This window comes from Mycolicibacterium rutilum, assembly GCF_900108565.1.
Classification (GTDB): domain Bacteria; phylum Actinomycetota; class Actinomycetes; order Mycobacteriales; family Mycobacteriaceae; genus Mycobacterium; species Mycobacterium rutilum.
In genome coordinates this window covers 463,184-484,245 of the sequence record NZ_LT629971.1, presented here as the reverse complement: position 1 = coordinate 484,245, position 21,062 = coordinate 463,184, and the positions used below count along the sequence as shown (strand labels likewise).

Sequence of the window (21,062 nt, the reverse complement as noted above, 5' to 3'; positions counted from 1 at the left end):
CGACATCATCGCCGATCCCCCTACCACTACACCCTGTAGTTGACGGCTTCGGCCCAGCTGGGACACTGGTGGCCATGCGTTCCGACGACATTCCGACCGAGGTCTCGGCGCGGCTGTTCGCCGACGCGTCGGCCGTCATCCCCGGTGGGGTGAACTCGCCGGTGCGGGCGTTCACCTCGGTCGGCGGTACCCCGCGGTTCATCACGTCGGCCAGCGGCTACTGGCTGACCGACGCCGACGGCAACCGCTACGTCGACCTGGTGTGCTCCTGGGGGCCGATGATCCTCGGCCACGCGCACCCCGACGTGGTCGCGGCCGTGCAGAAGACCGCGGCCGACGGCCTGTCCTTCGGCGCGCCCACCCCGTCGGAGACCGAACTGGCCGCCGAGATCATCGACCGGGTGCGCCCCGTCGAGCGGTTGCGCCTGGTGAACTCCGGTACCGAGGCCACCATGAGCGCGATCCGGCTGGCCCGCGGCTTCACCGGCCGCGCCAAGATCGTCAAGTTCTCCGGCTGCTACCACGGCCACAGCGACGCGCTGCTGGCCGACGCCGGGTCGGGGGTCGCCACGCTCGGGTTGCCGTCCTCGCCCGGAGTGACCGGCGCCGCCGCCGCGGACACCATCGTGCTGCCGTACAACAACGTCGCCGCGGTCGAGGAGATCTTCGCCCGCTTCGGCGACGAGATCGCCTGCGTGATCACCGAGGCGTCGCCGGGCAACATGGGCACCGTCCCGCCGCTGCCCGGATTCAACGCCGACCTGCGCCGCATCACCGCCGACCACGGCGCGCTGCTGATCGTCGACGAGGTGATGACCGGCTTCCGGGTGAGCAGGTCCGGCTGGTACGGCGTCGATCCTGTCGAGGCCGACCTGTTCACGTTCGGCAAGGTGATGAGCGGAGGCCTGCCCGCCGCCGCGTTCGGCGGCCGGGCCGAGGTGATGGAGCGGCTGGCCCCGCTCGGGCCGGTGTATCAGGCGGGCACGCTGTCGGGGAACCCGGTCGCGATGGCGGCGGGGCTGGCGACGCTGCGCGCGGCCGACGACGCCGCATACGCCACGCTCGACGCCAACGCCGACCGGCTGGCCGGCCTGTTCGGCTCGGCGCTGACCGACGCCGGTGTGGCGCACCAGGTGCAACGCGCAGGCAACATGCTCAGCGTGTTCTTCACCGACGAGCCCGTGCACGACTTCGCCGCGGCGCGGGCCACCGAGACGTGGCGGTTCCCGCCGTTCTTCCACGCGCTGCTCGCCGCGGGCGTGTACCCGCCGCCCAGCGCGTTCGAGACCTGGTTCGTCTCAACGGCTCTCGACGATGCGGCGTTCGAGCGGATCGCCGACGCGTTGCCCGGTGCGGCGCGCGCCGCCGCGGAGGCGGTCGCACCGGCATGACGGATCACACCATCGTGCACGTGATGCGGCACGGCGAGGTGCACAACCCCGACAAGATCCTCTACGGCCGGCTGCCGGACTATCACCTGTCCGAGCGTGGCCGCGCGCAGGCGCAGGCGGTTGCCGACTGGCTGATCTCGCGCGACATCGTCTACGTCGTCGCCTCGCCGCTGGAGCGGGCGCAGGAGACCGCGGCGCCGATCGCCGCCGGCCTCGGCCTGTCGGTCGACACCGACGACGAGCTCATCGAATCACTGAACATCTTTCAGGGACAGCGGGTTTCGCCGGGCGACGGTGCGCTGCGCGACCCCCGCAACTGGTGGCATCTGCGCAATCCGCGCACGCCGTCGTGGGGTGAGCCGTACTCCGAGATCGCCGAGCGGATGACCGGTGCGGTGCACCGCGCCAGGGCCAAAGCCGCCGGACACGAAGCGGTGTGCGTCAGCCACCAGCTGCCGGTGGAGACCCTGCGCCGCGCCATGACCGGCCAGCCGCTGCACCACTTCCCGACGCGGCGGCTGTGCAATCTGGCGTCGGTGACGTCGTTCTACTTCCATGGGGACACCTACGTCGGCTGGGGCTACGCGGAGCTGGCCGGGCAGTGAGGCGGTGGCTCGTGCTGGCCTGCGCGACGGTCGTCGCGTGGAGCGGGCCTGCGCTGGCCGGATGTTCCACCGGCGACGACGCCGTCGCTCAGGGCGGCACCTTCGAATTCGTGGCCCCCGGCGGGCAGACCGACATCTTCTACGACCCGCCGCAGGACCGGGGCAAGCCGGGGCCGCTGCGCGGGCCTGACCTGATGAACGAGGACAAGACCCTCTCGCTCGATGACTTTGCAGGCAAGGTGGTCGTCGTCAACGTGTGGGGGCAGTGGTGCGGACCGTGCCGCACCGAGATCACCCAGCTGCAGCAGGTGTACGACGCCACCAAGTCCCGCGGCGTCGCCTTCCTCGGAATCGATGTGCGCGACAACAACATCGACGCCCCGCGGGATTTCCTCGTCGACCGCAGGATCACGTTCCCCTCGATCTACGACCCGCCGATGCGCACGATGATCGCGTTCGGCGGCCGCTACCCGACGACGGTCATCCCGTCGACGATCGTGCTCGATCGGGAGCACCGCGTCGCCGCGGTGTTCCTGCGCGAACTGCTCGCCGAGGATCTGCAGCCCGTGGTGGAACGCCTCGCGGCCGAACCGGAGCCCGCGACGTGAACCTCGACCAGATCGACCAGTTGATGGCCGGCGGCCCGGTGCTGCTGGCGTTCCTGGTCGCCGCGCTCGCCGGGCTCGTCTCATTCGCGTCGCCGTGCGTGGTGCCGCTGGTGCCGGGCTATCTGAGCTACCTCGCCGCGGTCGTCGGGGTGGACGACAACCCCGCTTTGGTGAGCCGAGACCGACGTATTGGCGGAAAATCGCGGCCAGAATCCGCCAAAACGTCGGTCTCGGCGAGAACCACCCGGCTCCGAGTCGCCGGGGCCGCGGCGCTGTTCGTCGCCGGGTTCACCGTGGTGTTCGTGCTGGGCACCGTGGCGGTACTCGGCATGACCACCTCGCTGATCACCAATCAGCTTCTGCTGCAACGCATCGGCGGTGTGGTGACGATCGTCATGGGCCTGGTGTTCGTCGGCTTCATCCCGGCGCTGCAGCGCGAGGCACGGTTCACCCCGCGGCAGGTCTCGACGCTCGGCGGGGCGCCGCTTTTGGGTGCGGTGTTCGCGCTCGGCTGGACACCGTGTCTGGGGCCCACCCTGACCGGCGTGATCGCGGTCGCGTCGGCGACCGACGGCTCCAACGTCGCGCGTGGGGTCGCGCTGGTGATCGCCTACTGCCTGGGCCTGGGAATCCCGTTCGTGTTGTTGGCGTTCGGCTCGGCGCGCGCGGTGCAGGGGCTGGCCTGGCTGCGCAGGCACACCCGGACCATCCAGATCGTCGGCGGCGTCCTGCTGATCCTCGTCGGCGCCGCGCTGGTGACCGGGTTGTGGAGCGACTTCGTCTCCTGGGTGCGCGACGCGTTCGTCAGCGATGTGACCCTGCCGATATGAGCAAGGTGGTCGCGCTGATCCGCAACACCTGGCGGACGCTGACGTCGATGGGCACTGCGCTGGTGCTGCTGTTCCTGCTGGCGCTCGGCGCGATCCCCGGCGCGCTGTTGCCGCAGCGCAGCCTCAACGAATCCAAGGTCAGCGAGTACATCGCCGCGCACCCGACCATCGGGCCGTGGCTGGACCGGCTGCAGGCGTTCGACGTGTTCTCCAGCTTCTGGTTCACCGCGATCTATGCGCTGCTGTTCGTCTCGCTGGTCGGCTGCCTGACCCCGCGGCTGATCGAGCACTTCCGCAGCATGCGGGCCACTCCCGTCGCCGCGCCGCGCAACCTGAGCCGGCTGCCCAAGCACCACATCACCGAACTCGACGCCGAACCGCAGGCCCTGGCCACCACGATGACCGAGCGGCTGCGCGGCTGGCGCACCGTCACCCGCCGGGAGGGTGAGACCACCGAGATCTCGGCGGAGAAGGGCTATCTGCGCGAGTTCGGCAACATCGTGTTCCACTTCTCGCTGCTCGGTCTGCTGGTCGCGGTCGCGGCGGGCAAACTGTTCGGCTACGAAGGCCAGGTCATCGTGATCGCCGACGGCGGACCCGGCTTCTGCTCGGCATCACCGGCCGCGTTCGACTCGTTCCGCGCCGGCAACACCGTCGACGGCACCTCCCTGCACCCGATGTGCCTGCGCGTCAACGACTTCCAAGCCGACTATCTGCCGAACGGTCAGGCCACCTCGTTCGCCGCCGACATCGAATACCAGGCCGGCGACGACCTCGACACGGGCACCTGGCGCCCGTACCACCTCAAGGTCAACCACCCGCTGCGGGTCGGCGGCGACCGGATCTACCTGCAGGGCCACGGCTACGCGCCCACGTTCACCGTGATCTATCCCGACGGGCAGACCCGCACCCAGACCGTGCAGTGGCGGCCCGAGGACCAGGTCACGTTCCTGTCGTCGGGCGTCATGCGCTTCGACCCGCCCGGCGGCACTTATCCCGATCCCGACGACCGCCGCGAGAACCAGCTCGCGATCCAGGGACTGTTCGCCCCGACCCAGCTCCTGCACGGCACCCTGCTGTCGTCGAGCTTCCCCGCGCTCAACGACCCCGGCGTCGCCGTCGACATCTACAAGGGCGACACCGGGCTGGACACCGGCCGCCCGCAGTCCCTGTTCACCCTCGACCCGCGGCTGATCGAGCAGGGCCGGCTGGCCAAGAAGGCGCGGGTGAACCTCGGCCAGGGTGAGTCGACGCGCCTCGACGACGGCACGGTGGTGCGGTTCGACGGGGCGGTGCCGTTCATCAACGTGCAGGTCTCGCACGATCCCGCGCAGATCTGGGTGCTGGTGTTCGCGCTGACGATGATGGCCGGTCTGCTGGTGTCGCTGGTGGTGCGCCGGCGCCGGGTCTGGATTCGGATCTCGCCCGCAGGTCCCGGTACCGTAACCGTCGAGCTGGGCGGGCTGGCCCGCACCGACAACTCCGGCTGGGGCGACGAGTTCGAGCGGCTGACGCAGCGCCTCCTGCCCGATGCGACGTCGGCGCAGTCCGCAGGAGAGAAGGTTAGATGAACACGCAGGCGATCGACATCGGGCTGGCCCGCTACTCCGACTGGGCGTTCACCTCGTCGGTGCTGGTGCTCGTCGGCGCGCTGCTGCTGCTCGCGATCGAGCTGGCCTACAACCGCGGCCGCAAGGCCGAGCACCGCGAACTGGTCGCCGCCGGATCGCAACGCATGGACGCCGCCGGACCCGGTCGCGTCGTCGACGCACCCAAGCGGCCGGTCGACGAACGGATCGGCGGCGCCGGACTGGCGCTGACCTACCTCGGCATCCTGCTGCTGCTGGCCTGCATCGTGCTGCGCGGGCTGTCCACCTCACGGGTGCCGTGGGGCAACATGTACGAGTTCATCAACCTGACCAGCCTCTGCGGTCTGCTCGCGGCCGCGGTGGTGCTGCGTCGGCCTCAGTACCGGGCGCTGTGGGTCTTCGTCCTGGTTCCGGTGCTCATCCTGCTGACCGTGTCCGGGCGCTGGCTCTACAGCCACGCCGCGCCGGTCATGCCCGCGCTGCAGTCCTACTGGCTGCCGATTCACGTGTCGGTGGTCAGCCTCGGCTCCGGGGTGTTCCTGGTCGCCGGCGTGGCCAGCATCCTGTTCCTGCTGAAGATGTCGCGCTTCGGCGATCCGCAGCGCAGCGCGGACAGCCCGCTGAGCCGTGTCATCGCCCGGCTGCCCGGCGCGCAGACGCTCGATCGCATCGCCTACCGCACCACGATCTTCGCGTTCCCGGTGTTCGGGTTCGGCGTCATCTTCGGCGCGATCTGGGCCGAGGAGGCCTGGGGCCGCTACTGGGGCTGGGACCCCAAGGAGACCGTGTCGTTCATCGCGTGGGTGGTGTACGCGGCCTACCTGCACGCGCGGTCGACCGCGGGCTGGCGCGACAAGAAGGCGGCCTGGATCAACGTCGTCGGGTTCGCCGCGATGGTGTTCAACCTGTTCTTCATCAACCTGGTCACCGTGGGCCTGCACTCCTACGCCGGGGTCGGCTGACCGCCCGTCCGGCAAAGACGAATACCATCGGCCCCTCGGTCGGCATCCGGCGGCCGTAACGACGCTGACCCGCGGAAAGTTGTTGCCTGCGCAATCAGTCCAGCAGTAGTTGCTAGGACAAGATTGCGGCGATAAATCCGTCGCTTGCACGGCACATGGACTCCCGCCCGTAGCGATTGCTGATTCACACGGCCGCGTTAATTTTGACGGCGAAGTGCAGGTGTGTCGCGTTTTGATCGACGCTGGAGCATTAGCTCGCGAGGAAACACCGCAACCAGTTCGGCGAATACTCTAGCTTTCAAGAAGATTAGCTGTGATACTGCCGAAACAGGGCGTGAAAAGCGGCTCCGGCAACTGTCGACAGGGGAGGCACAGCGCTCGCAGCGGACGCGCCACCGTGCTGGTGGCAAAGCGCTGCGGTGCCTGGGGTCGCTTGCGAGGGGTACGCCCGATGGACAAGAGGGGTAGCTGAGGGTGCACGGTAGGTACGTCGGACGCATCGGCGCGTTGGCGATCGCGATGGGGGTGGGTGCCCCCGCCCTGTTCACGGCGATCGGACCCGGGGAACAACGCGTCGACGACGATTCATGGTCCCCGGTCAGGCCGGTGTCGTCGCGGCCGTACGTGACGACCGGCATGTCGATCGCCGGAACGAAGGCCGCCGCGCTGAGCCCGCAGACCGTCGTCCCGACCGCAACACCCACGGCCGCCGGTGACGGCGCGCTCGCCCCATGGACGGTGCTCGGCGTCGTCGGTGAGGACGGCACACCCGATCCGAATGCCGCGCGCGGCGCCGATCAGGGACTGGTGCGGAACTCGTTCATGGCGACGCCGACGGTGTACGCGACGACGGCGCCGTTCCTCGGCGGCTCGGACGGCTTCTTCGAGGGCGAGACCGCGGTCACGCTCGACATCATCCTCAGCGGGCTTCAGGTGCAGAACCGCTGCGGACTGGTCTGCAACGGCCGCGACGGCGGCATCGGTGAGGACGGCCAGAGCGGCGGTCTGCTGTTCGGCTTCGGCGGTAAGGGCGGCGCGGGTGCGCCCGGCCAGGCCGGCGGCAACGGCGGTCATGGTGGCTGGATCCTCGGCTCGGGCGGCGCGGGCGGCGCCGGCGGGGCCGGTGCTACCGGCGCCGATGGCGGCAACGGCGGAAACGGCGGCAACGCAGGCTGGTTCGCGGGCAACGGCGGTGTCGGCGGCAACGGCGGCGCAGGCGGCGCGGGCGCACCGGGCACCCCTGGCGCGGGGCAACCGAACGGCCAAGGTGGCACCGGCGGGCCCGGCGGCGACGGCGGAAACGGCGGCATCGGCGGGCGTGCCGGCATCTGGCTGGGCGTCGGCGGCAACGGCGGCAACGGCGGTGCGGGCGGTAACGGCGGCCCGGGCGGTGCGGGCGCGGACGTCCCGACCGGCACCGGCGGCAACGGTGGAACCGGCGGCCCCGCGGGCGACGGCGGTGACGGCGGTCAGGGCGGCCCGGGCGGGGCGATCCCCGACGACGGCGGCGACGGCGGTCTCGGCGGTGAAGGTGGCGTCGGAGGCGGCGGTGGCCCCGGCGGCACGGGCGTGACCCCCGGCACCGGCGGCACCGGCGGTGACGGTGGTGTCGGTGGCGACGGCGGTGAGGGCGGCGGCGACATCATGGATCCGAGCACCTACGACACGCCCAGCACGCAGACCGCACAATCGGGTTCGCCGAACAACTTCAGCCCGACCGGTGGGGCGACCGGCGGCAGCACCGGCGGCGAAGGTGACGGCCCCGGCGCGGGCAGCGGTCCCGGTGGCGCGGACACCGGTGGTGACGGCGGCGGGGATACCGGCGGCAACGACTCCGGCGGCGGTGGCGGAGGCACGTAGACCCCGTCGAGGCAACTCACCGGTCGGCGCGCATCCGGCCTTCACCGGTCGGCTTCGCTAAGCTCTATCCGACAGCCAAGCGAAGCCACGGGAGAACTCCAGCGTGTCCGACCAACCGGCGCACCGCCTCTCGAAAGATGTGGCTTCTCCGTCGGTGATTCCTGAAAACGCTTATGCGCCAGGTGGATTCCGCGCGCAGAGTCGTTTCAGCGATCCGTCCGCCGAGCCGCCGCCAGAATGGACGGCGCCGACACCGCCCAACGGGATACCGGTGCCACCGGTCGACGTCGCACCCGTCGAACCGCCCGTGTACGAACCGCCGGTCTACGCGCCGCCCGTCTACGGGCCGCAGGTCTACGGCGACCCGGGCTACGAGGACCCGCCGCCGTATCTGGACCTGTCCACGGTCGCGTTGCTCGGCGAGCGCAAACGCGCGCCGTCGGAGGGCTGGCGCCGCTGGCTGTACTACGGGTCGGCCAAGCTGATCAACCTCGGGGAGGGCCCGAAGACCGTTCGCCGTCGCACCCTCACCGCGCAGGTGCAACGGCCGCTGCGGGGTTGCTACCGGATCGCGGTGCTGTCGCTGAAGGGCGGCGTCGGCAAGACCACGATCACCGCGACGCTGGGTGCCACCCTCGCCTCGGTCCGGGGTGACCGGGTGATCGCCGTCGACGCCAACCCCGACCGCGGGACGCTCAGCCAGAAGGTGCCGCTGGAAACCCCGGCGACCGTGCGCCACCTGCTGCGCGACGCCGAAGGTATCCAGGCCTACAGCGATGTGCGCGCCTACACCTCACAGGGGCCGAGCCGCCTCGAGGTGCTGGCCTCCGAGAGCGACCCCGCGGTGTCGGAGGCGTTCAGCTCCGACGACTACATCCGCACCCTGGACGTCCTCGAACGGTTCTACAGCCTGGTGCTCACCGATTGCGGCACCGGCCTGATGCATTCGGCGATGGCGGCCGTGCTGTCCAAGGCCGACGCGCTGGTGGTCGTCAGTTCCGGGTCGGTCGACGGGGCCCGCAGCGCGTCGGCGACGCTGGACTGGCTCGACGCCCACGGCCACCAGGAGATGGTGCGCAACTCGGTGGCGGTGATCAACGCGGTGCGGCCGCGGTCGGGCAAGGTCGACATGAAGAAGGTCGTCGACCATTTCAACCGGCGTTGCAGAGCGGTGCTGCAGGTGCCGTTCGATCCGCACCTCGAAGAGGGCGCCGAGATCAGCCTCGACAGTCTCAAACCGGAGACCCGCAGCGCGCTGCTCGAGCTCTCCGCCGTGGTCGCCGCGGGGTTCGTCGGCGCGCGCCGCCCTGCCTAGGGCCGCGGATTGTCTTCCTGGCCGAGCCGGCGCAGGAATTCAGGGTCGTCGTCGGGCCCGATCACGCGGGTCCGCTGACGGCTCGAAGAATCTCGTGTCATTCGCCAGCCGAGATAGATCAACGCAGCCAGCACGAGAATCAGGAGCAGATACGCCACCGAAAAAACCTCCTTGCCTCGAATATACGCGCCGTCGGTACGCTCGGTTCGTGTCTGATGCTCGGCCAGGAACTCGGCTCGTACTCGATGTGGCGCTCTACGTGGCAGCCCGGCTGCTGCTGGTCGCGGTGCTGACGGGCGTCATCCTCGGCGTCGGACATCTGATCGGACTGCGCGAGTTTCCGCTCATCGTCGCGCTGCTCTTCGCGTTCGTGCTCGCGCTGCCGTTGGGCATCTGGCTGCTCGCACCGCTGCGCCGCCGGGCGACGGCCAGCATTGCTGCGGTCGACGAACGTCGGCGCCGCGACCGCGAACAACTGCAGGCGCGGCTGCGCGGCGAGGAACCCCCGACGCCGTGACGGACGCCGCCGCGCGGGAAGCGTTCGGCGCCCACTTCGCCGGAGCGGCCGGCTTCCTCAACAGCCCCACGTACGGATTGCCTCCGCGGTTCGTCGTCGAGGCACTGCACGACTGCATCGCCCGGTGGCAGGCCGGCACCATGGACGTCCCGTCGTTCGACGAGTCGACGCGCGCGGCCCGCACCGGCTACGCCGCGCTCGCCGGGGTGCCCGCCGATTCGGTGACGATGGGAGCGACGGTGTCGGGGCTGCTGGGTCTGGTCGCGGCCGCCATCCCCGACGGCAGCCGCGTCGTCGTGCTGCCCGGTGAGTTCACCAGCACCACCTTCCCCTTCGCGGCGCAGGCCGGCCGCGGTGTCACGGTCACCGAACTGCCCGCCGACGAACTGATCGACGCCGCGGCCGATTTCGACGTCGTCGCGGTGAGCCTCGTCCAGTCCGCCACCGGCGCGGTGCTCGACGTCGAGGCGCTGCGCCGATCCCTCGACGGCGCCGACACCCTCACGATCGTCGACGTCACGCAGGCGCTGGGCTGGAAGAACCTCGACCTGAGTTGGGCCGACGTCACCGTGGCGGCCGTCTACAAGTGGCTGCTGGCGCCGCGCGGCACCGCGTGGATGTCGTTGCGCCCGAGGATCAGTGACTTGATGACGCCGCATGCCGCCAACTGGTACGCGGGCACCGAACCCTGGCAGTCGATCTACGGGTTGCCGTTGCGGTTGGCCGACGACGCGCGGCGGTTCGACCTCTCGCCAAGCTGGTTCAGCGTGCTGGGCGCGGGATTGACGCTGCCGTGGCTCGCATCGCTGGACCGGGCGGCCGTCGAGCGGCACACCGTCGGCCTGGCCGACCGGTTGCGCGCCGCGCTGGAGCTGCCGGCGCAGGAATCGGCGATCGTGTCGCTGCCGGTCGACGGCGCCGCCGACCGACTGGCGCGGGCGGGCATCCGGGCCGCGGTGCGGGCGGGTGCCGTTCGGGTCGGATTTCACCTCTACAACAACGAGGACGACCTCGATTTACTGCTGGCCGCCCTTCGGTAATTGTTCACCGGCCGCACCGCGAAATGCTGTGCGTACCGCACATCGTTGTGCGGATAGTGCACCAAAAAGTCAGCTAATCCGGATGCCATCCGCGCAATTTCGGTGAACCGATCTTGACGAGCGCGTGGTGGCACGGTCCCCGGGAGCGTCCGCAAAATCAGCAACCGCAACGTGTCCTTTTGGCGTCGTCCCGTTCGCACAGCGGATTGCATCTGTGCATTTCGCCGGGTAAGTAACGGTCATGACCTCTCCGAAAAACCTCTATGGCCGGTGGTTGAACGAGTTGTGGGCGGGCGAGCCCGTCGCCGCCGAATTGGTGACCGACGACTTCGTGGGGCACTGGCCGGGACGGGAGGTGCGCGGGCCGTCGGAGCTGGAGGCGGTCGTGGGGGAGACGCAACGCATGCTGGCCGACCTGAAGTTCGTCATCGAGGTGGAACCGTTCGTCGACGGCGACCTCCTCGCGGCGCGGTGGATCGGCACCGGGGCGGCCAAGGACGGCCCGAAGAGGTTCACCGGCAACGACATCCTGCGGATCGCCGACGGCCGCATCGCCGAGTACTGGACCAGTACCGCGGCGGGTTAACCGGCGGCCGCGTCGCGCAGCATCTGCTGCAACTTGTCGAGCGGGTCGCCGGCGCCCGGGTCGAGCAGCAGCGCGTCCTGCGGTGAGTCCGGTTCCGGCGGGGGAGGCGGTGCGGCAGCAGGCGGCGGTACGGGCGCGGCAGCGGGCGGCGGTGGCGGAGGTGGCAGCGCAGTGAGCCCGGCCAGTTTCGCCGACAGCCGGGGCGCCGCGTCGGCGCGGACCGCGCGGCGCTCGGCATCTGGGTCGGCGTTGCCCTCGAAGCAGCCGGTCGGTGCGGACGCCACCAGGTCCAGCGCCCGCAGGTAGGTCTCGCGGGCGGCGTCGGGCCGGTTCTCCCAGGCGTCGACGTCGCCCTGCCGCTCGCGCACCAGCTCGAGGTTGACCAGCAGCGGGCAAGACTGGTCGGGCGGCGTGCGATCCAGCGCCTCGGCGAAGTGGCGGTCGGCGTCGGCGAGCCGGTTCTGCAGCACCGCCAGGGTGCCCGCGGCGAACGGGGCCTTCGCCGGTTCGACGATGTTGAGCAGGCTCAGCGTCGACACGTCACCGCTCAGCCCGTCCGTGTCACCGGCGGCGAAGTTCGAGACGGCTGAATTGCCCGCTACCACAACGGATATCAGCTTGACGGCGAGGACGACGGCGACGACGGCCGGCAACGCCGACGCGAGGATGAGACGTCGCCGCAGCCGCAGCCGGCGAGGCCGCGCCCTCACAGTGTCACCTCCCGTCGGGCGGTCCTGGCGGCCCGGTACTCGCGCAGGTTGAGGAAGATCTCGAAGAGCAGCAGCACCGCGGCCGCCAGCGTGAACACCCAGTACAGGTCTGTGTGGTCGGGGCGCTCGAGTGGCGCGGGGCCCGCGGCCACCCCCGCGACCTCCGGCGCGGCGTCGGCGACGGGCTGCGCAGGGTCGCGGGGCACGTACGGCACACCGAGCTGGTCGGCGATGCGTTGCAGCCCCGCGTCGTCGCGTGCGGCGCCGTAGCCGAACACCGCGCCGCCGTCGACCGAACCGGCCGTCGGCTCGAACTCGCCCTGCGGCGCCTGCGATCCGGGCGCGCCGGGGCCGAAGTAGAACACCAGGTTCGGTGCCCCCGGCGTCCGCTGGCCGGCCGCGATGAGTTGGTAGCGCAGCACGTTCGACGCGGCCGCCGCGTTCACGCCGACGGCGTCCTCGCCGGCGAGGGCCGTCACCCCGGCGACGGTCGACCCCAGGCTCCAGGCGTCCTCGGACAGTGGCCATTCCAGGGATGGCCGCGAGGCGAACGTGATCAACGCGAACCGGGCGCCGGGGTAGTGGTCGACGAGAGCGGTGACGTCGTCGCGGATCCCGGCGATGCGGGGTCGGCCGTCGTAGTCGGGAACCGCGGTGTCCGCCGACCGGTCGACGATCAGGAAGACGTTGGGCACGTCGTCGGGGGCACCGGTGGTGCCCGCGGCGGTGGCGTCGGGGCCGTCGCCGCCGATCGCGGGACGGGCGGCGGCGATCAGCATCAGCACCACTGCCAGCGTCAGCCCGGACCACCGCCACACGGTCGTCCAGCGCTGACCGGCGCGGCCGGCGAGCTGGCGCATGGTGATGAGCCGCAGCACGACCGCGAGGACGGCGACCGCGATCAGCACGGCGGGCGGTATCACGGGGGAGAACGTCATCGCCGTAACACCACCAACGACAGACACAGCAGCGCGGCCACCGCGACACCCACGGCCAGCGGGATGGTCGGGACGTCGCCGCGGTACCCGGCCACCGTGGCCGTCCGGTCGGCCTCCGGCGGGTGGGCGCGGATCCCGTCCAACTGCGTGGCGAGGTCGGCACCGATCGGGGCATACCGCCCGTAGGTCTCCTCGACGACGGTCCTGATCGCGCCGGGCGACGACACCAGCGCGTTGACCTGGACGCCGCGCTCGCGGGCCAGCTCGGTGACCTGGTCGTCGGTGAACAGCGACGGTCGCGGGTCATCCGGTGCGCGAAGGTCGCCGGGGCCCAGGTAGATCAGGGACCGGCGACGGTCGCCCGGCGCGTCGTCGGCCGGAAACCCGGTCAGGCACAACGCGAGTGCGTCGGCCGCGGTCGGCGCGTAGTCCGCGTAGGTCACCGGCGCCGTGAACGCCGCGACGGTCGCGCGCTTGGCCGAGCGCTGCGCCGGCGACAACGTCTCGTCGTCGGGGAGGGTCGCGACGCGTGCGGCGTCGCCGAGCCGTTCGACGGCGTACTGGTAGTCCCGCGTCAGCGGGATTACCCGGCGGTTGGTGGAGGTCAACCCGATCCGTTGCGTGCCATACGTTCTCGCCTGGGCGGCGAAGTAGGTGAGGAACTCGCCGGTGGCCGGGTCGGTGACCGGGGCGCCGACGCACAGCATGATGTCATCGCCGACGTCGGGCGGCTGCATCGACCACCACACCCCGCTGGGACGGGCGCTGGCGACCGTCGCTGCCGCGAACAACAGCACCAGCAGCGCGATCGTCACGAGCATCGACACGGTCCTGGCCCGGGCGATCCGCGCGTACTCCGGCAGTCGCGTCAGCCGGGCGGAGTTGGCCAGCGGCCGCAGCCGGCGTTCGGTCTGTTCGGTCGGCAACAGCAGCGCCATCGCCACAGCTGTTGCGAGACAGACGAACCCGACGACCGCAACCGGCCACCACGTCAGGGCCATGTCCGGATCAGCTCCTCGGTGTCGGCCCCGACCTCACCGACGCGCACCGGCGACGCCTGGTTGAACTGGGCGTCGTCGAGCGCCGCCAGCACCGGCGCGGCGGGCGCCAGGGCGCCGGCGCCGATCGCGTCGAGATGCATGTACTGCGTGCGCGCGCCGGTCGCCTGGTGCAGGAAGCTGCGCAGGGTCCGGCTCATCGCCGCACCTGCCTGCGCGGTGCTGAGGTCGCCGTCGCGGTGCCGGGCGACGATGCTCCGCACCGCCGACGCGAAGCGGCGCCGCAGCAGGCGTGCGTGCAGCACCCGCACCGCGGGCAGGCGCCGCAGCCGGTCCGCCGGTAGTGTCCACACCAGAACGACTGCGTACCAAACGATCACCATCAGCAGCAGCGCCAGCCCCAACCACAGCCATCCGGTCCAGTACGGCGAAGGGCCGCCGACGAACCGCAGCAGGTCATCCGGCACGGGCGAACACCCCGGTGAGTTCGACGAGGCGGGCCCGGATCTCGCTGCTGCCGTCGATCCTGGTGTGCGGCACCGCGTTGGCGGTCATGAAGTCGGCGAGCCGCCGGATCCGGTCCTGCTCGGCGCGCCGATAGGCGGCCACCACCCGCGCGCCCAGCGTCGCGCCGTCGAGGACGTACCGGCCGGTGGAGACGTCGAAGCCGGCGCGGTCGTCGCCCATGCCCACGGCGGGCATGTCGGTGACCATCGCCCACAGCACATCGTGGCGGGCTGTCAGCCGGGCGACCGCCTCGGCCAGGCGATCGTCGACGTCGGGCTCGTCGGAGACCACGACGATCAGCATCGGATGGCGGTAATGCGTTGCCACGTAATCCAACTGGCAGACGATGTCACTGGGCCCGGACCGCGCGGCGGCGTGCCCGTAGTAGCGGTGCAGCATGCTCTCGATGTGGGTCTCGCCGCGGCGCTGGCGGATGTTGAGGCAGCCACGGGTGTCGCCGAACACCATGCCGATCTGATCGGCGCGGCCCAAAGTGATCAGCCCGACCGCCCCCAGGATGTTCACGGCGACATCGCTTTTGCGCTCACCGGTCGGCGTCGCCGCGGCCATCTTGCGGCCCGCGTCGGCCACCAGCAGCACCTTGTGGTGTTTCTCGGAGACGTAGCGTTTGATCAGCACGTGGCCCGAGCGCGCCGACGCCTTCCAGTCGATGTCGCGGACGTCGTCGCCGGGCACGTACGGCCGCAGATCGTCGAACTCCAGGCTGCGGCTGTGCAGCAGCGCGTACCGGCCGCCTTCCAGCATGCCGCGGGTGTCGGTGCCGAAATACGTTCGCGCCGTGGTGAGGTGCTTACCCATGGTCGCGCTACGGAACTCGGACCGCTTGCAGAACGGCGTCGATGACGGCTTCCGGGGTGATGTTCGCGCTGGCCGCCTCGAAGCCGAGGATGAGGCGGTGCCGCAGCACCCGGTGCGCGAGCCGCGCGACGTCACCGGGGATGACGTGGCCGCGCCCGGACAGCAGCGCCAGCGCGCGCGCCGCGTTGCAGAACGCGATGGTGGCCCGCGGGCTGGCGCCGTATTCGATCAGCCGGGCCAGATGCCGCGGCAGGTACTGCTCGGGTTCGCGGGTGACGCTCACCAGCTGGCTCGCGTAGTGCATCAGCGCGCGGTCCATGTGAACGTGACGGACGACCGCCTGCAACCGGCGCACGTCGTCGAGGCCCGCGACCGGCCGGCTGCGGTGGTCCTTGTCGTAGAGCCCGGCGTCCATCCGCGCCATCACCTCCACCTCCTGTTCGGCGGAGGGGTAGTGCACGACGTCCTTGAGCATGAAGCGGTCGGTCTGGGCCTCCGACAGCGGATAGGTGCCCTCCTGGTCGACCGGGTTCTGCGTCGCGATGACCAGGAACGGCTCGGGGATCGGATACTCGGTGCCCGCGATCGTGGTCTGACGCTCCTCCATCGCCTCGAGCATCGCGCTCTGGGTCTTGGCGCTCGAGCGGTTGATCTCGTCGAGCAGCACGATGTTGGTGTGCACGGGGCCCAGCTGGGTGACGAACGAGTTGGTGGCGGCCTCGTAGACCTGGGTGCCGATGATGTCGCTGGGCAGCAGGTCCGGCGTGCACTGGATGCGGCGGAACCCGCCGTCGATCGACTCGGCGACGACCCGCGCCGCGGTGGTCTTGGCCAGCCCCGGCACGCTCTCGATGAGGATGTGGCCGCCGGCCAGCAGCCCGATCAGCAGCGACTCGCGCAGGTTCTCCTGCCCGACGACCTTGGCCGAGAACGCGTCGGAGATCGCGGCGACGACGCGCTGCGCCTCCGCGAGATCGCACTGGTCGAGTGTCCGTGCTGCGGTCATGAATGCCTCTCGTCTGCGGCTGACGGATGCGGATACCCGGGACAGGGTATGCGCACACGCTTGTCACCTCCGGCTGCTGTCAACTAAAGTTGACGCCGTGGGTGACGACCTCGACGCGCTGCTCGGTGGCGCCACCAGCACGGATCCGGCGGAAGGGTTGCGTGCGATACGGGCGCTGCAGCGGTTGCAGGAGCGACTGGAGGCGATCCACGTCACCAACGCACGCGAACAGGGCTGGAGTTGGCAGGACATCGCGGCCGCGCTGGGCGTCAGCAGACAGGCCGTGCACAAGAAGTACAACCGGAGGAAGTGACGATGTTCGAACGGTTCGGCCGCAGCGCCCGCGTCACCGTCGTGCTGGCCCAAGAGGAGGCCCGCGAACTCGGGGCCGAAGAGATCCGGCCGGAGCACCTCCTGGTCGGCGTCCTGCAGAGCGCCGGCCGCGGCCTTGCCGCCCTGCTCGGCGCACACGGTTTGACCGTGGACGCCGTCCGCGGCCGCCTCGAATCGGCCGACGACTCCGAGGACGCCCAGTTCGACGACGACGCAGAAGCCCTGCGCCGCATCGGAATCGACCTGTACGCCATCCGCGCGAAGATGGCCGAGGCTTTCGGTCGGGACGCGTGGGACAACGCGCTGAACAAGTCCGGTCGGCGCAGGCGCCGGTACGGGCACATCCCGTTCACCAAGGCGTCGAAGAAGGCGCTCGAACTCGCGCTGCGAGAAGCGGTGGCGCACAAGGATTCCACGATCCTCTGCGAACACCTCGTGCTCGGCATCCTGCGCGGCGGCGACCCCGTCGCCGTCGGACTGATCACCGAACACGTCGACACGGGACGTCTGCGCACCGAGATCATCGGCTCGCTCGACGCGGCGGCCTGACCCGTCAGGCAAGGAACCGTTCGGCGTACGGCGCGAAGCGGGCCTGCAGGTCGTGCGGGTCGAGGCCGAACATCTCCGCCGACGTCGCCACCCGGCCCAGTCGGCCGCGCTGGTGGCCGGCCAGGTACTCGGCGATCGCGTCGCGGGCCTGGCTTTCCAGCGTCTCGCCGGCCAGCTCGTAAATAGCTGCGGCGGTGCCGATTTCGTCGGCCATGAAATCGTCGAACCGGACGTCGAGCGACCGCTGTGGCGGGATGACCTCACGGTCGCGGATCAACGCGGCGAGCATCAGCTCCAGCCGGTCGACCCAGCATGCCGCGATCTGCTCGACGGGCACCGGCGAGCAGTGCATCCGGGCGCTGTAGGTGAGCATCGCCAGCATCGACAGCACCACCGGCACCGGATCGCGGTGGGTGGCGATCACGACGACGCCGGGAAAAACGTTGTCGAGCACCGGCAGCTGCTCGAGGTGCTGCGGTGACTTGAGCAGCCAGCGCCGGCCGCCGCGCAGGAACTGCAGCGCCTTGAGTTGGGTGGCCAGATGCCGGTAGTGCGAGGTCTGGTCGTGCGACAGGTAGTAGTCGCGCCACCGCGGCACGTGGGCCATCGTCTCGAACAGCATCGACGAGAAGTCGTTGGCCAGCAGCTGGATCTCCTCGTGCACGTGGTCGGTCGTCATCTCGTGCATCAGCGCGAAGTGCGGCATCACCGCGTTCATGAACTCCACCGCGGCGTCCATCCGGGTGCGGCGCGGGTCGGGTTCGACGCCGGCCTCCGACGGCAGCGGAAACGGCTCGTTGCTCTCCCAGTAGGGGATGGTGCGGAAGGTCGGCCCCGCGGCCAGCAGATTGTGCAGGTGGGTGGTGCCGGTGCGGGGCAGGCCGGCGATCACCACCGGCGGCGCCAGTTCGATGTCGTGGATCTCGGGATGGCGGGTCAGCAGGTCGGTCAGTAGCAGCCGGTTCTTCAGCCACTGCAGGATCTGCGCGTGGAAGTTGACGACGCCCGCGGCGTGCAGCATCGGAATCTCCTGCAGCGCAGCCAGATACACGTCGAGACGCTCGCGGTAGTCGTCGTCGCCGAAGTCGTCGAGCCCGGTTTCGGCGGCGGCCTTGGCGTGCAGGACGGCGGCGTCGAGCGGACAGTCCGGCGCCATCGCGGCCATCATCTCGCGGATCGGTTCCATCGCGGCGGGGAAGCGCGGTTCGGCGAGGTCGTCGAGAACGACGGGTGTGGTTTGTGTCACAGCAGTTATGTTACTGTCAGTTTCGTAATGAGTACAGAGATCGGGCGACCCCGCGACCGGCGCATCGATGCCGCGGTGCTGCGCGCGACGGTCGAGCTGCTGGCCGAGACCGGCTACGCGGACCTGACCGTCGAGGCGATCGCCCGGCGCGCGGGCACGAGCAAACCCGCGATCTACCGGCGCTGGCCGAGCAAGGCGCACGTCGTGCACGAGGCCGCGTTCCCGGTCAGCGCCGCCACCACGCTGCCCGACACCGGGACGCTGGCCGGCGACATCGGCGAGATGGTGCGCCGCACCGTGGGCGTGCTCACCACGCCGGCCGCCCGCGCCGCGCTGCCCGGCCTGGTGGCCGAGATGGCCGCCCACCCGGCGCTGCACGCCGTGCTGCTCGAACGGTTCGCCGACGTGCTGTCGCGAGGCCTGACCGAGCGGCTGGCCGCGGCCACCGCACGCGGCGAGGTGCGCGACGGCGTCACCGCGGCCGAGGTCGTGGAGGCGGTGGCCGGTATGACGTTCCTGGCGCTCATCACCCGGGCGGACGGCCTCGGCGACGACTGGGTCGACCGCACCGCCGAGTTCATCACGAGAGGAATCTGCGCATGACGGAATCGACGCAAGCGTGGCGCGAGCTGCTCGACACCCTGGGCGGTCTGGACCGCACGTTCCTCGAGGGCGACCGTGCGGTCACCGACGACCGGCACATCGCCGACGGCTACCGCATGCTCGCCACCACGCTCGGCGTCGCGTTCGACACCTACCTGTTCGCCGAACCGAGCAGGCCGGTGTGGATCGAGCTCAACACCCCGGTCCGCCGCGACCGGCGCTGGGGCGGCGACAACACCGACGCCTACTACTTCATGTGCCCGGTCGACCCGAAGCGGCGCTACCGCATCAGCGGCAACAAGGGCGACAGCGTCTACTTCTCGGTGACCGCCTACAACGAGCCGTCGCCCGGCGCGTGGTCGGACCGCATCGTGGCGATCATCCGCGACGACGACCTCGACATCGACTCAGCGGGAAACTTCTCGTTCGAGTACGGGCCGACCGACGGCGGCGTCGTGCTGGTGACCCGCGACTACCAGGCCGACCCGCACACCGGGCGCCCGGTGTCCTGGCACATCGAGGCGCTCGACGAACCCGACCCGATCCGCCACGGTGACGCCGAGACGGCCGCGGCGTTGCGGGCCAGTGCGGCGTGGCTGCGCACGATGTTCGCGATCGTGCCGCTGGCGGTCGGGGTCCGTGTCGACGACGCGCACACGCTGGGCCACGAAATCTCGCAGGTGGCAAACCAATTCGCCGATCCGTACCAGGTGCCGGACGCGAACTTCGGCTGGTCGGCCCGCGACGCGTGCTACTCCTACGGCAGCTTCGTGCTCGAGGACGACGAGGCGCTCATCGTGACGCATCGGCCCCCGGCCTGCCGGTTCTGGAACCTCGTCGTGTGGAACCAGTTCATGGCCGGCGTGACCGACGCCAGGACCTCGATCAACGGCTACAGCGCGGTGCCCAACTCCGACGGTTCGGTGACGGCGGTGATCTCGCGCGGGCTGACCGCGCACCCGAATTCGATCACCACGGTGGACTATCCGCGCGGCAACCTGGCGTTCCGGTGGTTCCTCGCCGACGCGGTGCCCGCGCGGCCCGAGGTGCGTCTGGTGAAGGCCGCCGACGCCCCGACGGACCTCACCTAGTCAGCGATTTGTGAGTGATTTCGTTCGCTCAGCGATCGTTTTCACGCACAAATCGCGAGGGACAGCGCCACGGCGACCGCCCACACCAGCATCGTCAACCCCGTGTCGCGCAGCACCGGGATGAGCGCGGGCCCGCCGAGCCGCTTGCGCACCGGCGCCGCGGCCCGCACCGCCAGCGGCAGCGCCACCAGACCGACCGCCGCCCACGGCGTCGCGAGCATCAACACCAGAGTCAGCGCGAACGCCACCGCCAGCAGCGCCTGGAACAGCACGCGGGTCCGGGCATCGCCGAGGCGCACGGCGAGCGTGATCTTGCCCGACTCCTTGTCGGCCGGGATGTCGCGCAAATTGTTGGCGACCAACACCGCCGACGACATGCAGCCCATCGCCACCGCGACCGCGGCGCCCACCCAGTCGATCCGCAGCGCCTGCGTGTACTGCGTGCCCAGCACCGCGACCAACCCGAAGAACACGAACACCGCGATCTCGCCGAGCCCGAGGTAGCCGTACGGCTTCTTGCCGCCGGTGTAGAGCCACGCCCCGGCGATGCACACCGCGCCGACCGCGATCAACCACGGTGCGCTCAGCGCCGCCAGCACCAGGCCCGCCACCGCCGCGACCGCCAGGCTCACCACCGCCGCGGTCAGCACCGCCCGCGGCGAGGCGACCTTCGCGCCGACCAGCCGCAGCGGCCCGGCGCGCACGTCGTCGGTGCCGCGGATGCCGTCGGAGTAGTCGTTGGCGTAGTTGACCCCGACGATCATCGCCATCGCGACCAGCAACGCCAGCAACGCCTTCCACCAGCTGGCCGCGTGCAGCCACGCCGCCGCGCCCGTGCCGGCGATCACCGGTGCGATCGCGTTGGGTAGCGTGCGGGGCCGCGCGCCCTCGACCCACTGCGCGAATGTCGCCACGAGCGTCAGTCTCGCATGCGGCCGAAAATTCCCCAGGGCGCCCGC

24 protein-coding genes are annotated in these 21,062 nt (G+C 70.5%); 15 read left to right on the top strand and 9 right to left on the bottom strand.

Annotated elements, in window-relative coordinates:
• Nucleotides 1-74: 74 nt before the first annotated feature.
• From hemL to BLW81_RS02305, 8 genes are all read left to right on the top strand, one after another.
• On the top strand, nucleotides 75-1,391 hold the full coding sequence (gene hemL / locus BLW81_RS02345; protein WP_083405804.1) for a glutamate-1-semialdehyde 2,1-aminomutase: 1,317 nt from the start codon (nucleotides 75-77) through the stop codon (nucleotides 1,389-1,391).
• Nucleotides 1,388-1,996, top strand: coding sequence for a histidine phosphatase family protein (locus BLW81_RS02340; RefSeq protein WP_083405803.1), 609 nt, complete (start codon nucleotides 1,388-1,390; stop codon nucleotides 1,994-1,996). The genes hemL and BLW81_RS02340 overlap by 4 nt, the downstream gene beginning before the upstream one ends.
• On the top strand, nucleotides 1,993-2,604 hold the full coding sequence (locus tag BLW81_RS02335; protein ID WP_083405802.1) for a TlpA disulfide reductase family protein: 612 nt from the start codon (nucleotides 1,993-1,995) through the stop codon (nucleotides 2,602-2,604). Before BLW81_RS02340 ends, BLW81_RS02335 begins: the two co-directional genes overlap by 4 nt.
• Nucleotides 2,601-3,434, top strand: a complete 834-nt coding sequence (locus BLW81_RS02330) for a cytochrome c biogenesis CcdA family protein (protein WP_173839568.1) — start codon at nucleotides 2,601-2,603, stop codon at nucleotides 3,432-3,434. The genes BLW81_RS02335 and BLW81_RS02330 overlap by 4 nt, the downstream gene beginning before the upstream one ends.
• A complete protein-coding gene (gene resB / locus BLW81_RS02325) occupies nucleotides 3,431-5,005 on the top strand; it encodes a cytochrome c biogenesis protein ResB (RefSeq protein ID WP_083405801.1) in 1,575 nt (524 codons plus the stop codon). The genes BLW81_RS02330 and resB overlap by 4 nt, the downstream gene beginning before the upstream one ends.
• Nucleotides 5,002-5,985, top strand: a complete 984-nt coding sequence (gene ccsB, locus BLW81_RS02320) for a c-type cytochrome biogenesis protein CcsB (protein ID WP_083405800.1) — start codon at nucleotides 5,002-5,004, stop codon at nucleotides 5,983-5,985. Before resB ends, ccsB begins: the two co-directional genes overlap by 4 nt.
• 474 nt (nucleotides 5,986-6,459) lie before the next feature.
• Nucleotides 6,460-7,845, top strand: a complete 1,386-nt coding sequence (locus BLW81_RS29185; RefSeq protein ID WP_157897547.1) for a hypothetical protein — start codon at nucleotides 6,460-6,462, stop codon at nucleotides 7,843-7,845.
• Between the two features lie 157 nt (nucleotides 7,846-8,002).
• Nucleotides 8,003-9,160, top strand: a complete 1,158-nt coding sequence (locus BLW81_RS02305; RefSeq protein WP_407662371.1) for a MinD/ParA family ATP-binding protein — start codon at nucleotides 8,003-8,005, stop codon at nucleotides 9,158-9,160.
• Here BLW81_RS02305 and BLW81_RS29575 read toward each other — a convergent pair.
• A complete protein-coding gene (locus BLW81_RS29575; RefSeq protein ID WP_173839567.1) occupies nucleotides 9,157-9,318 on the bottom strand; it encodes a hypothetical protein in 162 nt (53 codons plus the stop codon). The genes BLW81_RS02305 and BLW81_RS29575 overlap by 4 nt on opposite strands.
• A gap of 50 nt (nucleotides 9,319-9,368) precedes the next feature.
• Between BLW81_RS29575 and BLW81_RS02300 the strand changes: the two genes are divergently transcribed.
• From BLW81_RS02300 to BLW81_RS02290, 3 genes are all read left to right on the top strand, one after another.
• On the top strand, nucleotides 9,369-9,677 hold the full coding sequence (locus BLW81_RS02300; protein WP_083405797.1) for a DUF4229 domain-containing protein: 309 nt from the start codon (nucleotides 9,369-9,371) through the stop codon (nucleotides 9,675-9,677).
• Nucleotides 9,674-10,717 carry an aminotransferase class V-fold PLP-dependent enzyme gene (locus BLW81_RS02295; RefSeq protein ID WP_083405796.1) on the top strand — a complete coding sequence of 348 codons (1,044 nt, stop codon included), beginning with the start codon at nucleotides 9,674-9,676 and terminating at the stop codon, nucleotides 10,715-10,717. The genes BLW81_RS02300 and BLW81_RS02295 overlap by 4 nt, the downstream gene beginning before the upstream one ends.
• 241 nt (nucleotides 10,718-10,958) lie before the next feature.
• Nucleotides 10,959-11,303 carry an ester cyclase gene (locus BLW81_RS02290; protein ID WP_083405795.1) on the top strand — a complete coding sequence of 115 codons (345 nt, stop codon included), beginning with the start codon at nucleotides 10,959-10,961 and terminating at the stop codon, nucleotides 11,301-11,303.
• Here BLW81_RS02290 and BLW81_RS02285 read toward each other — a convergent pair.
• Genes BLW81_RS02285 through BLW81_RS02260 form a run of 6 tightly spaced genes read right to left on the bottom strand, consistent with a single transcriptional unit; the run spans nucleotide 11,300 to nucleotide 16,281 of the window.
• The gene (locus BLW81_RS02285) at nucleotides 11,300-12,013 is read right to left on the bottom strand and encodes a hypothetical protein (RefSeq protein ID WP_157897546.1); all 714 of its coding nucleotides are present in this window, start codon (nucleotides 12,011-12,013) and stop codon (nucleotides 11,300-11,302) included. The genes BLW81_RS02290 and BLW81_RS02285 overlap by 4 nt on opposite strands.
• Nucleotides 12,010-12,951 (bottom strand): vWA domain-containing protein, encoded by a 942-nt coding sequence (locus BLW81_RS02280; protein WP_083405794.1) that lies wholly within the window; start codon nucleotides 12,949-12,951, stop codon nucleotides 12,010-12,012. The genes BLW81_RS02285 and BLW81_RS02280 overlap by 4 nt, the downstream gene beginning before the upstream one ends.
• On the bottom strand, nucleotides 12,948-13,952 hold the full coding sequence (locus tag BLW81_RS02275; RefSeq protein WP_083405793.1) for a hypothetical protein: 1,005 nt from the start codon (nucleotides 13,950-13,952) through the stop codon (nucleotides 12,948-12,950). Before BLW81_RS02275 ends, BLW81_RS02280 begins: the two co-directional genes overlap by 4 nt.
• Complete coding sequence (locus tag BLW81_RS02270; protein ID WP_083405792.1) at nucleotides 13,943-14,416, bottom strand: hypothetical protein; 474 nt, start codon at nucleotides 14,414-14,416, stop codon at nucleotides 13,943-13,945. The genes BLW81_RS02275 and BLW81_RS02270 overlap by 10 nt, the downstream gene beginning before the upstream one ends.
• Nucleotides 14,406-15,275 (bottom strand): DUF58 domain-containing protein, encoded by an 870-nt coding sequence (locus tag BLW81_RS02265; RefSeq protein ID WP_083405791.1) that lies wholly within the window; start codon nucleotides 15,273-15,275, stop codon nucleotides 14,406-14,408. The genes BLW81_RS02270 and BLW81_RS02265 overlap by 11 nt, the downstream gene beginning before the upstream one ends.
• Before the next feature lie 7 nt (nucleotides 15,276-15,282).
• On the bottom strand, nucleotides 15,283-16,281 hold the full coding sequence (locus BLW81_RS02260) for an AAA family ATPase (RefSeq protein ID WP_083405790.1): 999 nt from the start codon (nucleotides 16,279-16,281) through the stop codon (nucleotides 15,283-15,285).
• Nucleotides 16,282-16,378: 97 nt separating this feature from the next.
• On the opposite strand from BLW81_RS02260, the gene BLW81_RS02255 reads away from it, so the two are divergent.
• Together BLW81_RS02255 and BLW81_RS02250 are read left to right on the top strand one after the other, a co-directional pair.
• Nucleotides 16,379-16,594 carry a helix-turn-helix domain-containing protein gene (locus BLW81_RS02255; protein WP_083405789.1) on the top strand — a complete coding sequence of 72 codons (216 nt, stop codon included), beginning with the start codon at nucleotides 16,379-16,381 and terminating at the stop codon, nucleotides 16,592-16,594.
• A 2-nt stretch (nucleotides 16,595-16,596) separates the two neighbouring features.
• The gene (locus BLW81_RS02250) at nucleotides 16,597-17,163 is read left to right on the top strand and encodes a Clp protease N-terminal domain-containing protein (protein ID WP_083405788.1); all 567 of its coding nucleotides are present in this window, start codon (nucleotides 16,597-16,599) and stop codon (nucleotides 17,161-17,163) included.
• Nucleotides 17,164-17,167: 4 nt separating this feature from the next.
• Here the strand turns inward: BLW81_RS02250 and BLW81_RS02245 are convergent, their stop codons facing one another.
• Nucleotides 17,168-18,349, bottom strand: coding sequence for a sulfotransferase family protein (locus BLW81_RS02245; protein WP_083410269.1), 1,182 nt, complete (start codon nucleotides 18,347-18,349; stop codon nucleotides 17,168-17,170).
• An 87-nt stretch (nucleotides 18,350-18,436) separates the two neighbouring features.
• On the opposite strand from BLW81_RS02245, the gene BLW81_RS02240 reads away from it, so the two are divergent.
• Both BLW81_RS02240 and BLW81_RS02235 read left to right on the top strand, forming a co-directional pair.
• Nucleotides 18,437-19,012: a TetR/AcrR family transcriptional regulator gene (locus tag BLW81_RS02240; RefSeq protein ID WP_083405787.1), complete on the top strand. Its 576-nt coding sequence runs from the start codon at nucleotides 18,437-18,439 to the stop codon at nucleotides 19,010-19,012.
• Complete coding sequence (locus BLW81_RS02235) at nucleotides 19,009-20,103, top strand: DUF1214 domain-containing protein (protein ID WP_083405786.1); 1,095 nt, start codon at nucleotides 19,009-19,011, stop codon at nucleotides 20,101-20,103. The genes BLW81_RS02240 and BLW81_RS02235 overlap by 4 nt, the downstream gene beginning before the upstream one ends.
• A 41-nt stretch (nucleotides 20,104-20,144) precedes the next feature.
• On the opposite strand, the gene BLW81_RS02230 is transcribed toward BLW81_RS02235, so the two are convergent.
• The gene (locus BLW81_RS02230) at nucleotides 20,145-21,017 is read right to left on the bottom strand and encodes a 1,4-dihydroxy-2-naphthoate polyprenyltransferase (protein WP_083405785.1); all 873 of its coding nucleotides are present in this window, start codon (nucleotides 21,015-21,017) and stop codon (nucleotides 20,145-20,147) included.
• Between the last annotated feature and the right edge of the window lie 45 nt (nucleotides 21,018-21,062).

Excerpts from the sequence above, each read along its gene's own strand:
- BLW81_RS02260 (WP_083405790.1), bottom strand. The coding sequence starts at position 16,281 with ATGACCGCAGCACGGACACTCGACCAGTGCGATCTCGCGGAGGCGCAG.
- BLW81_RS02280 (WP_083405794.1), bottom strand. The coding sequence starts at position 12,951 with ATGACGTTCTCCCCCGTGATACCGCCCGCCGTGCTGATCGCGGTCGCC.
- BLW81_RS02245 (WP_083410269.1), bottom strand. The coding sequence starts at position 18,349 with ATGGAACCGATCCGCGAGATGATGGCCGCGATGGCGCCGGACTGTCCG.
- resB (WP_083405801.1), top strand. The coding sequence starts at position 3,431 with ATGAGCAAGGTGGTCGCGCTGATCCGCAACACCTGGCGGACGCTGACG.
- BLW81_RS02240 (WP_083405787.1), top strand. The coding sequence starts at position 18,437 with ATGAGTACAGAGATCGGGCGACCCCGCGACCGGCGCATCGATGCCGCG.
- BLW81_RS02235 (WP_083405786.1), top strand. The coding sequence starts at position 19,009 with ATGACGGAATCGACGCAAGCGTGGCGCGAGCTGCTCGACACCCTGGGC.
- BLW81_RS02250 (WP_083405788.1), top strand. The coding sequence starts at position 16,597 with ATGTTCGAACGGTTCGGCCGCAGCGCCCGCGTCACCGTCGTGCTGGCC.
- hemL (WP_083405804.1), top strand. The coding sequence starts at position 75 with ATGCGTTCCGACGACATTCCGACCGAGGTCTCGGCGCGGCTGTTCGCC.
- BLW81_RS02275 (WP_083405793.1), bottom strand. The coding sequence starts at position 13,952 with ATGGCCCTGACGTGGTGGCCGGTTGCGGTCGTCGGGTTCGTCTGTCTC.
- BLW81_RS02340 (WP_083405803.1), top strand. The coding sequence starts at position 1,388 with ATGACGGATCACACCATCGTGCACGTGATGCGGCACGGCGAGGTGCAC.
- ccsB (WP_083405800.1), top strand. The coding sequence starts at position 5,002 with ATGAACACGCAGGCGATCGACATCGGGCTGGCCCGCTACTCCGACTGG.
- BLW81_RS02290 (WP_083405795.1), top strand. The coding sequence starts at position 10,959 with ATGACCTCTCCGAAAAACCTCTATGGCCGGTGGTTGAACGAGTTGTGG.
- BLW81_RS02265 (WP_083405791.1), bottom strand. The coding sequence starts at position 15,275 with ATGGGTAAGCACCTCACCACGGCGCGAACGTATTTCGGCACCGACACC.